The 15,595-nt window shown below is 62.7% G+C and carries 17 protein-coding genes and 1 pseudogene; 11 read left to right on the top strand and 7 right to left on the bottom strand.

What is annotated here, in order from left to right; genetic code table 11:
* The first annotated feature begins 24 nt into the window (after positions 1-24).
* On the top strand, positions 25-807 hold the full coding sequence (locus LU682_RS21730; RefSeq protein WP_010952861.1) for a hypothetical protein: 783 nt from the start codon (positions 25-27) through the stop codon (positions 805-807).
* A gap of 49 nt (positions 808-856) precedes the next feature.
* Here LU682_RS21730 and prmB read toward each other — a convergent pair whose 3' ends face one another.
* Positions 857-1,765 carry a 50S ribosomal protein L3 N(5)-glutamine methyltransferase gene (gene prmB / locus LU682_RS21735; RefSeq protein WP_010952860.1) on the bottom strand — a complete coding sequence of 303 codons (909 nt, stop codon included), beginning with the start codon at positions 1,763-1,765 and terminating at the stop codon, positions 857-859.
* Positions 1,766-1,946: 181 nt separating this feature from the next.
* On the opposite strand from prmB, the gene LU682_RS21740 reads away from it, so the two are divergent.
* From LU682_RS21740 to LU682_RS21760, 5 genes are all read left to right on the top strand, one after another.
* Positions 1,947-2,537 (top strand): cysteine hydrolase family protein, encoded by a 591-nt coding sequence (locus LU682_RS21740; protein ID WP_003252796.1) that lies wholly within the window; start codon positions 1,947-1,949, stop codon positions 2,535-2,537.
* An 85-nt stretch (positions 2,538-2,622) separates the two neighbouring features.
* The gene (locus LU682_RS21745; RefSeq protein ID WP_004577080.1) at positions 2,623-2,943 is read left to right on the top strand and encodes a hypothetical protein; all 321 of its coding nucleotides are present in this window, start codon (positions 2,623-2,625) and stop codon (positions 2,941-2,943) included.
* 174 nt (positions 2,944-3,117) lie between these two features.
* Positions 3,118-3,678, top strand: a complete 561-nt coding sequence (locus tag LU682_RS21750) for a Smr/MutS family protein (protein ID WP_010952859.1) — start codon at positions 3,118-3,120, stop codon at positions 3,676-3,678.
* 70 nt (positions 3,679-3,748) lie between these two features.
* Positions 3,749-4,294, top strand: a complete 546-nt coding sequence (folE, locus tag LU682_RS21755) for a GTP cyclohydrolase I FolE (protein ID WP_003252789.1) — start codon at positions 3,749-3,751, stop codon at positions 4,292-4,294.
* A 59-nt stretch (positions 4,295-4,353) separates the two neighbouring features.
* Positions 4,354-4,725, top strand: a complete 372-nt coding sequence (locus LU682_RS21760) for a glutaredoxin family protein (protein ID WP_010952857.1) — start codon at positions 4,354-4,356, stop codon at positions 4,723-4,725.
* Between the two features lie 138 nt (positions 4,726-4,863).
* Here the strand turns inward: LU682_RS21760 and LU682_RS21765 are convergent, their stop codons facing one another.
* Positions 4,864-5,466: a glutathione S-transferase family protein gene (locus tag LU682_RS21765; protein ID WP_010952856.1), complete on the bottom strand. Its 603-nt coding sequence runs from the start codon at positions 5,464-5,466 to the stop codon at positions 4,864-4,866.
* A gap of 144 nt (positions 5,467-5,610) precedes the next feature.
* On the opposite strand from LU682_RS21765, the gene LU682_RS21770 reads away from it, so the two are divergent.
* Positions 5,611-6,801, top strand: coding sequence for a benzoate/H(+) symporter BenE family transporter (locus tag LU682_RS21770; RefSeq protein ID WP_232885762.1), 1,191 nt, complete (start codon positions 5,611-5,613; stop codon positions 6,799-6,801).
* Between the two features lie 96 nt (positions 6,802-6,897).
* On the opposite strand, the gene LU682_RS30070 is transcribed toward LU682_RS21770, so the two are convergent.
* Both LU682_RS30070 and LU682_RS30075 read right to left on the bottom strand, forming a co-directional pair.
* Complete coding sequence (locus tag LU682_RS30070) at positions 6,898-7,779, bottom strand: methyl-accepting chemotaxis protein (protein WP_371264248.1); 882 nt, start codon at positions 7,777-7,779, stop codon at positions 6,898-6,900.
* A gap of 27 nt (positions 7,780-7,806) precedes the next feature.
* Positions 7,807-8,838: pseudogene (locus tag LU682_RS30075) on the bottom strand (methyl-accepting chemotaxis protein); the annotation flags it as partial.
* Between the two features lie 405 nt (positions 8,839-9,243).
* Between LU682_RS30075 and LU682_RS21780 the strand changes: the two are divergent.
* The gene (locus tag LU682_RS21780) at positions 9,244-9,987 is read left to right on the top strand and encodes an outer membrane beta-barrel protein (protein ID WP_010952853.1); all 744 of its coding nucleotides are present in this window, start codon (positions 9,244-9,246) and stop codon (positions 9,985-9,987) included.
* Between the two features lie 143 nt (positions 9,988-10,130).
* Here the strand turns inward: LU682_RS21780 and LU682_RS21785 are convergent, their stop codons facing one another.
* A complete protein-coding gene (locus LU682_RS21785; RefSeq protein WP_003252780.1) occupies positions 10,131-10,892 on the bottom strand; it encodes an SDR family oxidoreductase in 762 nt (253 codons plus the stop codon).
* A gap of 177 nt (positions 10,893-11,069) precedes the next feature.
* Here LU682_RS21785 and LU682_RS21790 point away from each other — a divergent pair, with 177 nt between their 5' ends.
* Positions 11,070-12,071: an NADP-dependent oxidoreductase gene (locus LU682_RS21790; protein WP_010952852.1), complete on the top strand. Its 1,002-nt coding sequence runs from the start codon at positions 11,070-11,072 to the stop codon at positions 12,069-12,071.
* Between the two features lie 227 nt (positions 12,072-12,298).
* Here LU682_RS21790 and pyrF read toward each other — a convergent pair whose 3' ends face one another.
* On the bottom strand, positions 12,299-13,000 hold the full coding sequence (pyrF, locus tag LU682_RS21795) for an orotidine-5'-phosphate decarboxylase (protein ID WP_010952851.1): 702 nt from the start codon (positions 12,998-13,000) through the stop codon (positions 12,299-12,301).
* A 183-nt stretch (positions 13,001-13,183) separates the two neighbouring features.
* Between pyrF and LU682_RS21800 the strand changes: the two genes are divergently transcribed.
* The gene (locus tag LU682_RS21800) at positions 13,184-13,351 is read left to right on the top strand and encodes a DUF2897 family protein (RefSeq protein ID WP_010952850.1); all 168 of its coding nucleotides are present in this window, start codon (positions 13,184-13,186) and stop codon (positions 13,349-13,351) included.
* A gap of 36 nt (positions 13,352-13,387) precedes the next feature.
* Here the strand turns inward: LU682_RS21800 and LU682_RS21805 are convergent, their stop codons facing one another.
* A complete protein-coding gene (locus LU682_RS21805; protein WP_049587282.1) occupies positions 13,388-13,717 on the bottom strand; it encodes a ComEA family DNA-binding protein in 330 nt (109 codons plus the stop codon).
* Positions 13,718-14,145: 428 nt separating this feature from the next.
* Here LU682_RS21805 and wecB point away from each other — a divergent pair, with 428 nt between their 5' ends.
* Positions 14,146-15,288 carry a non-hydrolyzing UDP-N-acetylglucosamine 2-epimerase gene (gene wecB, locus LU682_RS21810; RefSeq protein WP_289176165.1) on the top strand — a complete coding sequence of 381 codons (1,143 nt, stop codon included), beginning with the start codon at positions 14,146-14,148 and terminating at the stop codon, positions 15,286-15,288.
* The last annotated feature ends 307 nt before the right edge of the window (positions 15,289-15,595 follow it).

Genomic DNA, 15,595 nt, shown 5'->3' on the forward strand with positions numbered 1-15,595 from the left:
AGGCATAGTTGAGGACAAGCCCTGATGACCACCTCCCCCACCGCCGTCGAGCCGGCCGAAGAACCCCAGGAAACCCCCGCCCTGCCCTGGGCCGAGCTGACCGCCGAACATTTCCAGCTGCTACGCCTGGCAGCACTGCCGACCGACCGCAGCACCGGAGCGCGGCCGCTGCGTTTTGTGCAGTTCGGCTATGCCGAGCGCCATGACAAGGCACACAGCCTGCTGCGCATGGAAATCCAGTTGCCTGGGCAGAAAGTGCACAAAGAGCAGAACCGCCTGGACATCCGCGTCGACCATGCCGAGCGCCTGGTGCGTATTGGCAATGAACATGGCCTGCAACTGGAACCGGTGAACCGTGGCATCGGCCGTTTCATGCTGGCCCAGGCCGCACAGTGGTTGCAGCGCAAGTGGTCGCACTACCGGGTGGAAGGCATGGCGCTGCCGAGCAAGGACGCCCTGAACGAGGACTCACGCCTGCGCCGTGACCAGTGCTTGCGCGGGGTGGGTATCGAGGTGCAGTACGAGGACAGCCAGCACCTGAAGGGCCGTATCGCGGATATGACGGTGGGCCAGCTCAAGGCCGCCTGGAGCAGCGAGCGCCTGCAGCGGGTGGAGATTCTGGATGCCGCCAGCCTGCTGCAGCAGGCCGACCAGCAACTGCAGGAAAAGGAAGGGCAACTGCGCGAGCGGGATGAGCGCGTAGCCAAATACCAGCGCGAAGACGGCGGATTGCGTTTCACCATTACCTGCCTGGTGGCGTTTGCCGTGTTCCAGGCAGGGCTGTTGATCTGGATTGCTACCCGCTAAGACCGCATCAGCCGGGGGAAATTAGGGCCGCTTCGCGGCCCCAAATAGCCTAAACGAGGGCCTTGAACAATTCCTGATGCTGGCGGCACTGCTCGGCGGTGAGCATGAACACCCCATGCCCGCCCCGCTCGAACTCCAGCCAGGCAAAGTCCACCTCGGGGTACAACGCCTCGACATGCACCTGGCTGTTGCCCACTTCGACAATCAGCAAACCCTTCTCGGTCAGGTGGTCAGCCGCTTCGGCCAGCATCCGCCGTACCAGGTCCAGGCCGTCGCTGCCGCAGGCCAGGCCCAGTTCGGGCTCATGGTGGTACTCGGCCGGCATGTCGTCGAAGTCTTCGGCGTCGACATACGGCGGGTTGGACAGGATCAGGTCGAAACGCTGCCCCGGCAAACCGCCAAAGCCATCGCCCTGCACGGTGTACACGCGCCCGTCCAGGCCATGCCGTTCGATGTTCTGGTTGGCCACTTCAAGGGCCTGGAACGACAGGTCGGCCAACACCACCTCGGCCTCGGGGAACACGTCGGCGGCGACGATGCCGATGCAACCCGACCCCGTGCACAGGTCCAGAATGCGCGCCGGCTCGCTGGCCAGCCACGGCTCGAAACGTTTTTCGATCAGCTCACCAATGGGCGAACGCGGCACCAGCACCCGCTCGTCGACGATGAACGACATGCCGCAGAACCAGGCCTCGCCCAGCAGGTAGGCGGCCGGTACACGCTCTTCGATACGGCGTTTGAGCAGGTGCTGAAGGCGTACCCGCTCATCGTCCTCGAGCATGCAGTCCAGGTAGCTGTCGGCCACCTCCCATGGCAGGTGCACCGCACCCAGCACCAGCAGGCGGGCTTCGTCCCAGGCGTTGTCGGCACCGTGACCGAAGAACAGGTCATGCTCGTGGAAGCGGCTGACCGCCCAGCGGATGTAGTCGCGCAGCGTGCGCAGACGAGATGTGATCACGGGGTACTCCTATTTTCAGACCGGACAAAAGTCTAACAGCCCCACCCGCACATTTGTTCCTTTGCCTTGCCCAAAGGCTAGCCACAGGCCAGTAACCACGCCGCTTGCGTTGTCAACCATTCCCATTGGCGCCAAGGCAGGGGAGAATAGGTATACAAAAGCCCTATCCAAGGAGCCCTTGATGTCCGTTCCAACCACGATGTTTCGCCTCACTGGCCGCGACTATCCGCCGGCCAAGCTGAGCCACGCCAGCCTGATCATCATCGATGCACAAAAGGAGTACCTCAGTGGTCCCCTGAAGCTGTCGGGCATGGACGAGGCCGTGGCCAACATCGCCAGGTTGCTCGACGCCGCCCGTAAAAGCGGCCGTCCGATCATCCATGTTCGCCACCTGGGCACTGTTGGTGGCCGTTTCGACCCCCAGGGGCCGGCTGGCCAGTTCATTCCGGGGCTGGAGCCGCTGGAAGGTGAAATCGTCATCGAAAAGCGCATGCCCAATGCGTTCAAGAACACCAAGCTGCACGAAACATTGCAGGAGCTGGGCCACCTGGACCTGATCGTCTGTGGTTTCATGAGCCATTCCAGCGTCAGCACCACCGTTCGCCGCGCCAAGGACTATGGTTATCGGTGCACCCTGGTAGAAGACGCGTCGGCCACCCGTGACCTGGCATTCAAGGACGGCGTCATTCCGGCCGCGCAGATTCACCAGTGCGAAATGGCCGTGATGGCTGACAACTTCGCTTGCGTGGCCCCCACCGCCAGCCTGATCTGAGCGGCTTGCAGGACCGCCCGGCAGCCGGGCGGAACCCGATGGGCAGCAGCAGGTCGAATTCCGGATATCCACCGAGGAGAGCGGAATGAAGCTTAAAGGCAGTTTCGACGCCAAGCGCCTGCGCCCGCGCGAACCGCGTAACTGGGGCGCCCGCCTGGCGGCCGGCCTGTCGGCCCTGCTGGCGACGCTGGGCGTATTGCTGGCCATGGCCGGCGTCGCCGGGCTGCTAGGCAACTACCCTGCCCTGCAGGAACTCAACGCCAACAAACCGTTGTCCAGCATCCTCACCGTGGCTGGCTTGTTGCTGCTGTGGCTGGGCGTGCGTTTCTGGCGGCGCAGCCGTATCCGCTTGCGCCGCGGGCGGGAGCTTAACCTGTCGCCGCACCTGATGAAGAAGCACGATTGATGGTTTTGCGTAACCTGTGCGGGCCTCTTCGCGGGTGAACCCGCTCCTACAGGCACCCCGCCGTCTTCGGGCTCTGTGACATCCCCGTAGGAGCGGGTTCACCCGCGAAGAGGCCCGCACAGGCTGCACACCGCCCCACAGTCGCGTAAACTACGCCGCCTACGTGGAGGCATCATGCAAGACGACGATTTTTCCCTGTTCAAGGCCGAAGTGCGCGGCGTAAAGCCGATCCGCCACGACCGTGCCGAAGTCGGCAAGCCCAAGGCCGACCGCCAGAAGCTGGCCGGCCTGCGCCAGGCGGCGACCGTGCGCAGTGACAAGGCTTTGGTCATCGATGGCATGTCCGACCAGTTCGTCATCGACGTAGGCGCCGAAGACGAGCTGATGTGGCGCCGCGATGGCGTGCAGGAAGGCCAGCTGCGCAAGCTGAAGCTGGGGCAGATTCCGTTCGAGGGCAGCCTCGACCTGCACGGCATGACGGTGGAAAAGGCCCGCGAAACCTTGTGGGACTTCATCGCCGAAGCCACAAAACTGGAGGTGCGCTGCGTGCGGGTGACCCACGGCAAGGCCGCGCGCCTGGACGGCAAGCGCCCGATGATCAAAAGCCACGTCAACACCTGGCTACGCCAGCACCCGCAAGTGCTCGGTTTTGCCTCGTGCAGTGCCCGTCACGGCGGCACCGGCGCGGTGTATGTGATGCTGAAGCGAACCATGCTCGAAGGCCGCGACGAGTAACGCCGCGCTTGCAGCGCCGCCCTCACCGCCGTACCCTTCGTTTTTGCGATTTTTTCCCACAGGTAGATCCATGTCCCTGGAACAGAACTACACCGAGATCCTCAGCCAGATTGGCGAGGACGTCTCCCGTGAGGGCCTGCTCGACACGCCCAAGCGGGCTGCAAAGGCGATGAAGTACCTTTGCCGCGGTTATGAGCAAACACTGGAAGAAGTCACCAACAACGCTTTGTTCAGCTCTGACAACAGCGAAATGGTGCTGGTCCGGGACATCGAGCTGTATTCGATGTGCGAACACCACATGCTGCCGTTCATTGGCAAGGCACACGTTGCCTACTTGCCGAAGGGCAAGGTACTGGGCCTGTCGAAGGTGGCACGTATCGTCGACATGTACGCCCGCCGCCTGCAGATCCAGGAAAACCTCAGCCGCCAGATCGCCGAAGCCGTGCAGCAGGTAACCGGTGCCGCAGGCGTGGCCGTGGTGGTCGAAGCCAAGCACATGTGCATGATGATGCGCGGTGTCGAGAAGCAGAATTCGACCATGATCACCTCGGTGATGCTGGGTGAGTTCCGCGACAACGCCGCCACCCGCAGCGAGTTCCTCAGCCTGATCAAGTGATTGGTTGCTGGCCCCGAGCCGACCCTTCAGGGTCGGCTTTTGCATTTCAGGAGTTGCCCATGATCGTCAAAGCCCTGCGGGTTGGCCTCGGCCAGCTCATCGTCTTCGGTGACTGGATCAGCCGCCCGGCCAAGCGCAAACGCGACGCCGCCGCCCAGGCCCGCATCGAGCAAGCGGCCAAGGGGCTGGCGCTGTACCAGTTCCACGCCTGCCCGTTCTGTGTCAAAACCCGCCGCACACTGCACCGCTTGAACGTGCCGGTGGCGCTGCGCGACGCCAAGAACGACCCGGTGCACCGCCAGGCTCTGCAGGAAGGTGGCGGCCGGGTGAAAGTGCCATGCCTGCGCATTGAAGAAGCCGGCAAGGTGACCTGGATGTATGAGTCCAAGGCAATCATCGCTTACCTGGATGAGCGGTTTGCCGCCATCTGACTGACGCTGCAGATCCCTTGTGGGAGCGGGCGAGCCCGCGAAGCAGGCACCGCGGTGGTTGGCACGGGCTGCGCCCGTGTTCGCGGGCACGCCCGCTCCCACAAGGATTGCGCAAGCGCCTGGAAAACAGGTCGGTTTTCAGCCCACCATCGGCACATGCCGCGGGTGGCTGCTGACCCGCTCCAGCCAGGCCCTTACCGCCGGGTAGTCTGCCAGGTCGAACCCGCCCTGCTGCGCCACATGGGTGTAGGCATACAGCGCCACATCGGCAATCGAGTACTGCTCACCCACCAGGTAAGGCGTCATCTGCAACTGTCGCTCCATCACCTTCAGCGCCTTGTAGCCGCCCTTGTGCAACTTGCGGTACTCGTCCAGGCGCTCGTCCGGCAGCCCCAGGTAGAACTGGATGAACCGCGCCACGGCGATGTACGGCTCATGGCTGTACTGCTCGAAAAACTGCCACTGCAGCACCTGGGTACGCAGGCGCGGTTCGCTGGGCAGGAACTCGCTGCCATCGGCCAGGTAGTTGAGAATGGCGTTGGACTCCCACAGGTAGCTACCGTCTTCCAGTTCCAGCACCGGTACCTTGCCGTTAGGGTTCATCGCCAGAAACTCGGGCGTTTCGGTCTCACCCTTGAGAATGTCCACCGGGTGCCATTCATAGGGCCGGCCCAGCAGGCTCAACATGAGCTTGACCTTGTAACAGTTACCCGACTGGTAGTCGCCATAAACCTTGTACATCGACCCTCCCTGCAAAGCAGTTTCGCAATTGCGCCCAATATTTGGCGACTGTACGGCTAAAAGCAATGGCCGCTGTATGGCAAGGATCAACCTTGCTCGCTGTAGTCTGAAAAAACTGCTTACACCTTTACAAGGACTTTGTTCATGACCGATGCCACTTCCGCACGCCTGCGGCCCCTGGCAGACACCTCCCCCTCGGCGGTGGTCGCCGGCTTCATTGCCATGCTCACCGGCTATACCAGTTCGCTGGTGCTGATGTTCCAGGCCGGCCAGGCGGCCGGGCAGACCACCGCGCAGATCTCATCCTGGATCTGGGCGCTGTCGATCGGCATGGCGGTATGCAGCATCGGCCTGTCGCTACGCTACCGCACACCGATCACCGTCGCCTGGTCCACCCCCGGCGCGGCGCTGCTGATCACCAGCCTGGGTGGGGTCAGCTATGGCGAAGCCATTGGCGCCTACATCACCTGCGCCTTGCTGGTGCTGGTGTGCGGCCTGACCGGCAGCTTCGAGCGCCTGGTCAAACGCATCCCGGCCTCGCTGGCCTCGGCGCTGCTGGCGGGCATCCTGTTCAAGATCGGCAGCGAAATCTTCGTGGCCGCGCAGCACCGCACGCTGCTGGTGCTGGGCATGTTCTTCAGCTATCTGCTGGTCAAGCGCCTGTCGCCGCGCTATTGCGTGCTGGCCGCGCTGCTGGTGGGCACGGCATTGTCCGGCGCGTTGGGCCTGCTGGACTTTAGCGGCTTCCACCTGGAAGTGGCCAAGCCGGTGTGGACCACCCCAAGCTTCTCGCTGGCGGCAACCATCAGCATCGGCATTCCGCTGTTCGTGGTGGCCATGACCTCGCAGAACATGCCCGGCGTGGCCGTCCTGCGTGCCGACGGCTACCAGGTACCGGCCTCGCCGCTGATTTCGGCCACCGGCTTTGCCTCGCTGCTGCTGGCGCCGTTCGGCTCGCATGGGGTCAACCTGGCGGCGATCAGCGCGGCGATCTGCACCGGGCCGCATGCCCATGAAGACCCGGCCAAACGCTACACCGCGGCGGTGTGGTGCGGGATTTTCTACGGCATTGCCGGGGTGTTCGGGGCCACCTTGGCGGCACTGTTCGCGGCATTGCCGAAAGAACTGGTGCTGTCGATTGCGGCACTGGCGCTGTTTGGTTCGATCATGAACGGTTTGACCGTGGCCATGAGCGAGGCGCGTGAGCGGGAGGCAGCGGTGATCACCTTTATGGTGACCGCTTCGGGGCTGACCTTGTTTTCGATTGGTTCGGCGTTCTGGGGGATTGTGGCGGGGGTGTTGGCTTTGGTGATTCTCAACCCGCGTAGGGGGTGAGGGTTGTTGTTGCCTGGGGTGGCCTATTCGCGGGTAAACCCGCTCCTACGACGGGAAATCACAAAATCCGCGAATGGGCCGGCACAGGCAACGAGATTACAACCTGAAATGCCCCACCATGCCCTTCAAATCGGTGCCCAGCTGCGCCAGCTCGACACTGGACCGGGCATTGTCCTGCATCGCCAATGCCGCCTGATCCGCACTGCCGCGAATCTGCGTGACACTGCGGCTGATCTCTTCCGCCACCGAACTCTGCTGCTCGGCGGCTGCGGCAATCTGCTGGTTCATCTGCTGAATCAATGACACCGCTGCGGCAATGCTGCCCAGCGCACTTTCGGTCTGCAGTGCATCGGCCACGGCCAGCCGTACCAGCTCGGTACTGCCGCGGATCTGCGCCACCGACTGCTGGGCATTGCCGCGCAGGCTGGCCACCAAGGTTTCGATCTGCTCGGTGGATTGCCGGGTACGCCGCGCCAGCGCGCGCACTTCATCGGCCACCACGGCAAAGCCGCGCCCCTGCTCGCCGGCGCGGGCAGCCTCGATGGCGGCATTCAGCGCCAGCAGGTTGGTTTGCTCGGCCACGCTCTTGATCACTTCCAGCACGTCACCAATGGTGTGGATTTCGGCACTGAGGCTGTCGATGCCGGCGCTGGCAGCTTCTGCCGCCGACGCCAGTTGCTCGATGCGCTGCATGCTCTGGCGCACCACCTGCTGGCCGGTGTCGACCTTCTCGTCCGCGGCCTGGGCTGCCTGCGCCGCCTCCTCGGCATTGCGCGCCACATCGTGCACGGTGGCAGTCATCTGCTGCATGGCGGTCGCCACCTGTTCGGTTTCCTCCTTCTGGCTGCCCACCTCACGGTTGGTCTGCTCGGTCACCGTCGACAACGCCTGGGCGCTGCCGGCCAATTGTTCGATACCCTGCTGCAAGCCGCTGACAATGCCCGAGAGCCCCGCCGCCATCTGCTGCATGGCCTGCATCAGTTGCCCCACCTCATCCCGGCGCGGCGCCTGGGCGTCGAAGCCCAGTTCACCCGCCGCAATGCGCTGGGCGCGGGCGATCACATGCTTCAACGGGCCGACCACAGCGCGGGTAATCAGCCAGGCCGCCAACACGCCGACAAGCAACGCCAGCGCCGTGGCCAGGCCGATGGCGATGGCATTGCGCTGCAGCTCGCCTTGCAGGGCCTGCTCCTGCCCAAGATAGGCTTGGTCGACACGCCCGGTAACCCGCTCGGCGCTGGCTTGCAACTGCGCCTTCAGCCCCTGCTCGCGGGCCAGCTGGTCGGTGTATTCGTTGAGTTTTTCCGAAAAACTGCCAATGTGCCCCGCCACTTCGCCCAACACACTCTGGTAACCGGCATCGCCAACCGCGCCTTGCAACTGGCTGACCAGGCCAGCGGCCTCCACCGTCTGGGCAATACGCTCCTGGCTCACACCCTCCTCGCCCTTGCGGCTTTTTTCCAGGCGTACCCGTGCTTCGTCCATGGCCTGCAGCATCAGCCGCGACACCTGGGCCACCTGCGCGGCTTGCTCAAGAAACTCGCCACCCTGCTGGCCCTGGGACTGCTTGAGGGTGTACACGCCGTCATCGGCCAGGCCGGCCTGCAGCACATCAAGGTTGTTGGACACGTTGGACACCGACCAGCTGGCCATGTCCAGCGCCAGCTCCTTGGCTTGCACGGCCTCGACAAAGGCTTCGAATGCCTGGCCATAGGCGGCGAGATCGGTTTGTGCCGCTGCCAGCGCCGGCAGGCCTCGGGCGCGTTCGACCAAACCCTGCAGGCCGCCACGCAAAGCGTCGGCCTGCTGCATGTCGGAGCGCAGGGCAAACGCCTGCTCATGCTCGCGCAAGCGCAGTAAGTCGGTATTGAACTGGGCCAGCTGACGCAAGCTGTCGAAGCGCTGGCCAACGCTTTGCAACGCCACGACGCCGATGGCCGCGACCGCCAGCGTCAGCAGCAGCACCAAGGCAAAGCCCAGGCCAAGTTTGCGGGCCATGCCCAGGTTGGCCAGCACACCGTGCTTGCTCGTGCCCATCACCGATCCCCTTTCAGCCAGTGAGGTTATCCCGAAGACTAAGGGTGGCAACGTTATCTGCCAATGAACAAGGGCCTGGCGTCAGAATAGTGTCAAATAGCTATGTCTTGTCGTTTTTGGCTGCAAAAGGGTCGCTTTCAGTGCCAGCTGTAAAAGATATCACTAGGCCATCAATGATAGCCCGTCCCTCAACCTGCGACGGCACCTGCCCATATTAAATCGACGCAAGTAAAACATTCATTTATTCCAATCCACACTTTATCGAACACTATTGACGCCATTAAATTTGCGCCAAAAGTGGGGTATTGAGATTTTTTTAAACACCCCTGCACACAATAAAAACGTCGCTATCGTGATCGGTAACTGGCCCGTTCTCCGGACCTGCAGTGCACCCTGGAGTTTGCAATGAAAACAGCCATGTTTACTGCTGTGGTCACCCCGTTGCTGCTGTTTACTGTGCCAACCGTTGGCTATGCCGAAACTTCCACCGCCCCGTTGTTCACCCTTGGCCTACAAGGGAGCTACACCCAACTGGAAATCAACGGCCGTAACAATGAAACCGAAGATATGCCCGAAGGTGGCTTATTCATTAACTACGGCAACAAGATGACGGCCAGGCAAGGCCTTGTTTACCAGGCCGAAGCCAGCGGCATGTACTCGAAACAGCATGACCAGAAGCTCAAGGACGGCCAGGCCGACCTGGACCTGGGCTGGCGCTTGGCACTGGCCGAACGGCATTCAGTCGACCTGCTGCTGGGCGCCGGTTACAAATGGAACCGGTTGGAACCCAATACCAGCCGCCATGATGTCGACCTTACCAACCGCACGCCGTTCGCCAAACTGGCGGCGGGGTACAATTACCGCTTCAATAATGCCACCTTGCGTTTCGAAGCGGGCATACGCCAGGTTATCAATGGCGATTCGCAATTGAAAATACATGGCGTCAGCAACGAAGAGCTTGATTTGAAAGATACCACCAACCCCTTTGCCGAACTTAGCGTGCTGTTCAACCAACACGGTACTGTGCCGGTATACGCTTCGCTTTACTTCAGCCGCTACAACTATGAACTGGACGGGCAGTTCCTGATGACCGACTCGGACGAACAAACCCGTGACGAGTACGGCCTGAAAATAGGCGTCAGCTTTTAGCCAGGTGGCCGGCTGGCTGCCCGGCTTGCTCAGAACGGCCTGGGCACGCCCCTCCTGTCCATGCGCGACATGGTAGGCTTTGGCCTGGTGATCGCATTTGTCAGGGGCGGGCTTGCCCACGAAGCAGCCCGCACGGCATCCACTCAGATCGCCGTAGCCCCACCATCCACCGTCAGGCAATGCCCGGTGGTAAACGCCGCGCCGTCACTGCACAGATACAGCACGGCGCTGGCGATTTCCTCGACCTTGCCAATGCGCCCTACCGGGTGCATGGCTGCGGCGAACTCGGCCTTGCGCGGGTCGGCCTGGTAAGCGCGGCGGAACATGTCGGTGTCGATCACGGCCGGGCACACGGCGTTCACGCGGATGCCCTTCTTGGCGTACTCGATGGCCGCCGACTTGGTCAGACCGATGACCGCATGCTTGCTGGCGCTGTAGATGCTCATCTTTGGCGCCGCCCCTAGCCCCGCCACCGACGCGGTATTGACGATGGCCCCACCGCCTTGGGCCAGCAACAAGGGCAACTGATACTTCATGCACAACCACACGCCCTTCACGTTCACGCCCATGATGGCATCGAACTCCGCTTCGCTGCCTTCGGCCAGGCGGTGTTGCTCGATCTCGATCCCGGCGTTGTTGAAGGCGTAGTCCAGCCGGCCGTAGGCGGCCATCAGGCGCTCATGCAACTGGCGCACCTCGGCGTCGCGGGTCACGTCGCAGGCAATGAACAGCGCTTCGCCGCCTGCCGCGTGGATCTGCGCCACGGTGGCCTCGCCGCCGACCGGGTCGAGGTCCGCCACCACCACTTTCATGCCCTCGTGGGCGAACGCCAGGGCGGTTGCCCGGCCGATGCCGGCACCCGCGCCGGTCACCAGGGCTACCTGGCCAGAAAAGGTCATGCTCATCGCGTGCTCCTGTGAGGGATTGGGTGGGGTTCAGAGCATAGTCAGCCACCACTCGGCCGGGCAGCATCATCACAGCAACGGTTGGGCTACCATGCTTGTCAGTGATTTTAAGGAACCGCCTTCATCAACAAGGTAGATTGAACGCCTTACGCCCTCCACCGCCCACAAGGACCCGCCATGACCCAGACCAACCGCCGCTTCCTGCTTGCCAAACGCCCGGTCGGCGCCGTGCGCCGTGACGACTTCAGCTTCGAGACCGTACCCGCCGAACAACCCGGCGAAGGCCAGGTACTGGTGCGCAACCTGTACCTGTCGCTGGACCCGGCCATGCGCGGCTGGATGAACGAAGGCAAGTCCTACATCCCGCCCGTGGCCCTGGGCCAGGTAATGCGTGCGCTGGGTGTAGGTGAAGTGGTTGCCTCCAATCACCCCGGCTACCAGCCCGGCGACCATGTGAGCGGCGCCCTCGGTGTGCAGGACTACTTCACCGGCGAGCCCCAGGGCCTGCACAAGATCGACCCCAAGCTGGCCCCCCTGCCCCGTTACCTGTCAGCCTTGGGCATGACCGGCATGACCGCCTACTTCGCCCTGCTGGAGGTTGGCCAACCCAAAGCTGGCGACACCGTGGTCATTTCCGGCGCGGCCGGTGCGGTGGGCAGCATTGTCGGGCAGATTGCCAAGATCAAAGGCTGCCGCGTGGTCGGCATTGCCGGCGGTGCCGAGAAGTGCCAGTACCTGAAGGACGAGCTGGGCTTTGACGGCGTGATCGACTACAAGGCCGAAGACGTGCTGGCCGGCCTGAAGCGCGAATGCCCCAAAGGCGTGGACGTGTACTTCGACAACGTGGGCGGCGATATCCTCGATGCCGTGCTGACGCGCATCAACTTCAAGGCACGCATTGTGATTTGCGGCGCGATCAGCCAGTACAACAACAAAGAAGCGGTGAAAGGCCCGGCCAACTACCTGTCGCTGCTGGTGAACCGCGCGCGCATGGAAGGTTTTGTGGTGATGGATTACACCAAGGACTACGGCAAGGCCGCGCAGGAAATTGCCGGCTGGTTGGCCAATGGTCAGGTGAAGAGCAAAGAGGATGTGGTGGAAGGGCTGGAAACCTTCCCGGAGACCTTGTTGAAGCTGTTCAGCGGGGAGAATTTTGGCAAGTTGGTGTTGAAGGTTTAAACGCCCCTGCACGGCACCGATGGCCCGGCACAGGCCCTTGTAATCGGGTTCACCCGCGAAAGGGCCGGGCCTGCCGGCCAATTACCACCGGCCGTCCACCGTTGCCGCCGCTACCGTATTCGCGGGTAAACCCGCTCCTACAAATGGATCGGGGTGCAGCCACATCAGGGGTTCGACACAGGCATCGGTGGTTCGGCACAGGCCCTTGCTGGACAGCCGCAGGTTAATTACCCACGGATCTCCGCCACCACCGCTGCCAACGCTTGCGCAGGGTCTGCAGCCTGGCTGATCGGCCGGCCGATTACCAGGTAGTCCGAACCGGCATCCAGTGCCTGGCGTGGGGTGAGGATACGGCGCTGGTCATCCTGCGCGCTGCCCGCCGGGCGAATGCCCGGGGTCACCAATTGCAGCGAGGGGTGCGCCGCCTTCAGTGCCGGGGCCTCGAGCGCCGAGCACACCAAACCGTCCATACCCGCTTTTTCCGCCAGCGCCGCCAAACGCAGCACTTGCTCTTGGGGGTCGACATCCAGGCCAATGCCGGCCAGGTCTTCACGCTCCATGCTGGTCAGCACGGTCACGCCAATCAGCAACGGCTGCGGGCCGCTGCGCTTGGCCAGCTCTTCACGGCAGGCCGCCATCATGCGCAGGCCCCCGGAGCAATGCACGTTGACCATCCACACGCCCATCTCGGCGGCAGCCTTTACCGCCATGGCGGTGGTGTTGGGAATGTCGTGGAACTTGAGGTCCAGGAACACTTCGAAGCCCTTGTCACACAGGGTTTCGACAATGCCCGAAGCGCTGCTGGTGAACAGCTCCTTGCCAACCTTCACCCGGCACAGCGCAGGGTCAAGCTGGTCAGCCAGCTTCAGGGCGGCCTCACGGGTAGGGAAATCCAGGGCGACGATCAGGGGCGTCTGGCAGGCGGACATGGGCAGGGTCTCTTGGCAAGTCGAAAACGGCGCGCATTGTAAACGAAGTGGCGCAGGCTTTGGGGCCCGCAGGTCACGGAATTGGCCCAACAAGGCCTGGCACCTATAATTGAACCAACGGAACGGGCAATTGCTCAAAATTCACGTAACCGTTGCCGACGGCCCGATCTAAGGAGAACGACAATGCCCTGGTATGCCTGGCTGATACTCATCATAGCCCTCGGCTCGATTGTCGGCGGGTTGATGCTGCTGCGCGACACGGCCAAGAAACTGCCGCTGACCGAAGAACAACTGCGCAAGGTACATGAGCGTAATGCCGAAGCGGATGCCAAGGACGCGCAGGACCGCTAAAGGCCGGGCCAGGGCATCACCCCGGCCCCTGCCCGCTTACTCCACCATCACCTTGTCCCGGTTGCGCTCCAGCAACGCATTGCCTATCCCCTTTATCTCCAGCAGCTCATCCACTGAAGCAAACGGCCCATTGGCCTCGCGGTAGGCCACGATAGCCTCCGCCTTGGCCTTGCCAATGCCGTTCAGCTCCTTTTGCAGGGTGAGTGCATCCGCCGTGTTCAAGTCCAGCCTTGGCGCCTGCTGGGCCTGGGCCACCACCGGCACCGGTTCGGGCACAGCCATGGTGCTGGCCGGGGCGGCGCTCAGGGAGAACGACAGACTGGCGAACAGCGGCAGCAGCAGGTACGACAGAACGTTATTGCGCATGGTCAACACTCCTTGGGTTGGTCATTTTCCAGCAACCGCTTTCCTTCGGCTGCGCAACCAACCCTAGCGGGTAACCTGGCCGCACAATACCCAACTACCCCGGCGAATGGTTACCGAATCGGTCAGCAAAACGCTCAACTTCACCCACCCACAAACCGTGGCCGTTTCCGCCCCGCTCGGCCCGGCCCTGAACGCACAAGGCCCTGGCCTTGTGCCTGTAGCCAAATCCCCGTTTGTCCGATACCCACTGCCCACCACTGCCCGGCCATTCTCCTACAACGCCCGCCGAACAAGGCCCGCCCGGTAAACCGCCCTCCCCCAGTCGGTAAGCCTCCCCCCGACAAACTGGCACGCCATTGCCCGCCTGCTAGATTTTTGAGCAATGGAAACCGGCCTGCTTCAAGGACCCGAGCAAGAGGATCACTGCCGTGCCCCTCAAGATCCTGACTGTTTTCGGTACCCGCCCAGAAGCCATCAAGATGGCCCCGCTAGCCCTGCAACTGGCGCAGGACAGCCGCTTCGAAGCCCGCGTGTGCGTCACCGGCCAGCACCGGCAAATGCTCGATCAGGTACTGGAGCTGTTCGGCATCAGCCCCGAATACGACTTGAACATCATGAAAGCCGGCCAGGACCTGACCGGTGTGACCACCGCCATCTTGCAAGGCATCCGACCGGTGCTGGCTGCGTTCAAGTCCGACGTGGTGCTGGTGCACGGCGACACTGCCACCACCTTTGCCACCAGCCTGGCGGCTTACTACCAGCAAATCCCCATTGCCCATGTAGAAGCCGGCCTGCGCACCAACAACCTGTATTCACCCTGGCCCGAAGAAGGCAACCGGCGCCTGACCGGGGCCCTTGCCGCGCTGCACTTCGCGCCCACTGCCACCTCGCGCGACAACCTGTTGCGCGAAGGCACCGATCCGGCGCACATCTTCACCACCGGTAACACCGTGATCGACGCCTTGCTGGAGGTGGAGCAAAAGCTGCAAAGCCCCGCGCTGAAGGCCCGTTTCGCCAGCCACTTCAGCTACCTGGCAGCCGAGCGCCGGCTGTTGCTGGTCACCGGCCACCGGCGCGAGAACTTTGGTGGCGGCTTCGAGCGCATCTGCCAGGCCCTGGTGCAGATTGCACGGCAATTCCCCGAGTTGGACGTGGTGTACCCGGTCCACCTCAACCCCAACGTGCGCGAGCCGGTCAACCGGCTGTTGGGGGATGTGAGCAACATCCACCTTGTCGAACCGCTGGATTACCTGCCGTTCGTTTACCTCATGACCCGGGCCTATGTGATTCTGACCGACTCGGGTGGCATTCAGGAGGAAGCGCCGGCCCTGGGCAAACCGGTGCTGGTGATGCGCGACACTACCGAGCGCCCAGAAGCCGTGGCGGCAGGTACGGTCAAGCTGGTGGGCACCGAAGTAGCATCGATTGTGCGGGCGTTGAGTACCTTGCTGACCGATGAGGCGGCGTATCGCGAAATGAGCTTCGCCCATAACCCCTATGGCGATGGCAAAGCCTGCGCGCGCATACGCAAAGCCCTGGCCACCTGGCCCCCCCCCCACCGCTCAATGTAGGTGCGGGTTCACCCGCGAATACGATATCCGCAGCCCCGCCGCCCCCCAGTAAAAACTGGCCAGCAGCCCCCCTTCCGCGTGCCCCCCCAACAACAGTCAACAATCACGACGAAGAGATTTGCCTTGGAATGCACATTCCGCACGTCAGACTTTCCTGAAACCCCGCCCCACCTCTTCAACTCGGACAACCAAGCGAACTATCCTACGCGCCAGTCAGAAGCAGCTGAATTGTCGGGGAAATGCCTCAGGGATAACGTCACAGGGTCGCCATGTTGGTGACCGGGTGTGAGAACCTGATGCGAGCTAC

Source organism: Pseudomonas alloputida (assembly GCF_021283545.2).
GTDB lineage: Bacteria > Pseudomonadota > Gammaproteobacteria > Pseudomonadales > Pseudomonadaceae > Aquipseudomonas > Aquipseudomonas alloputida.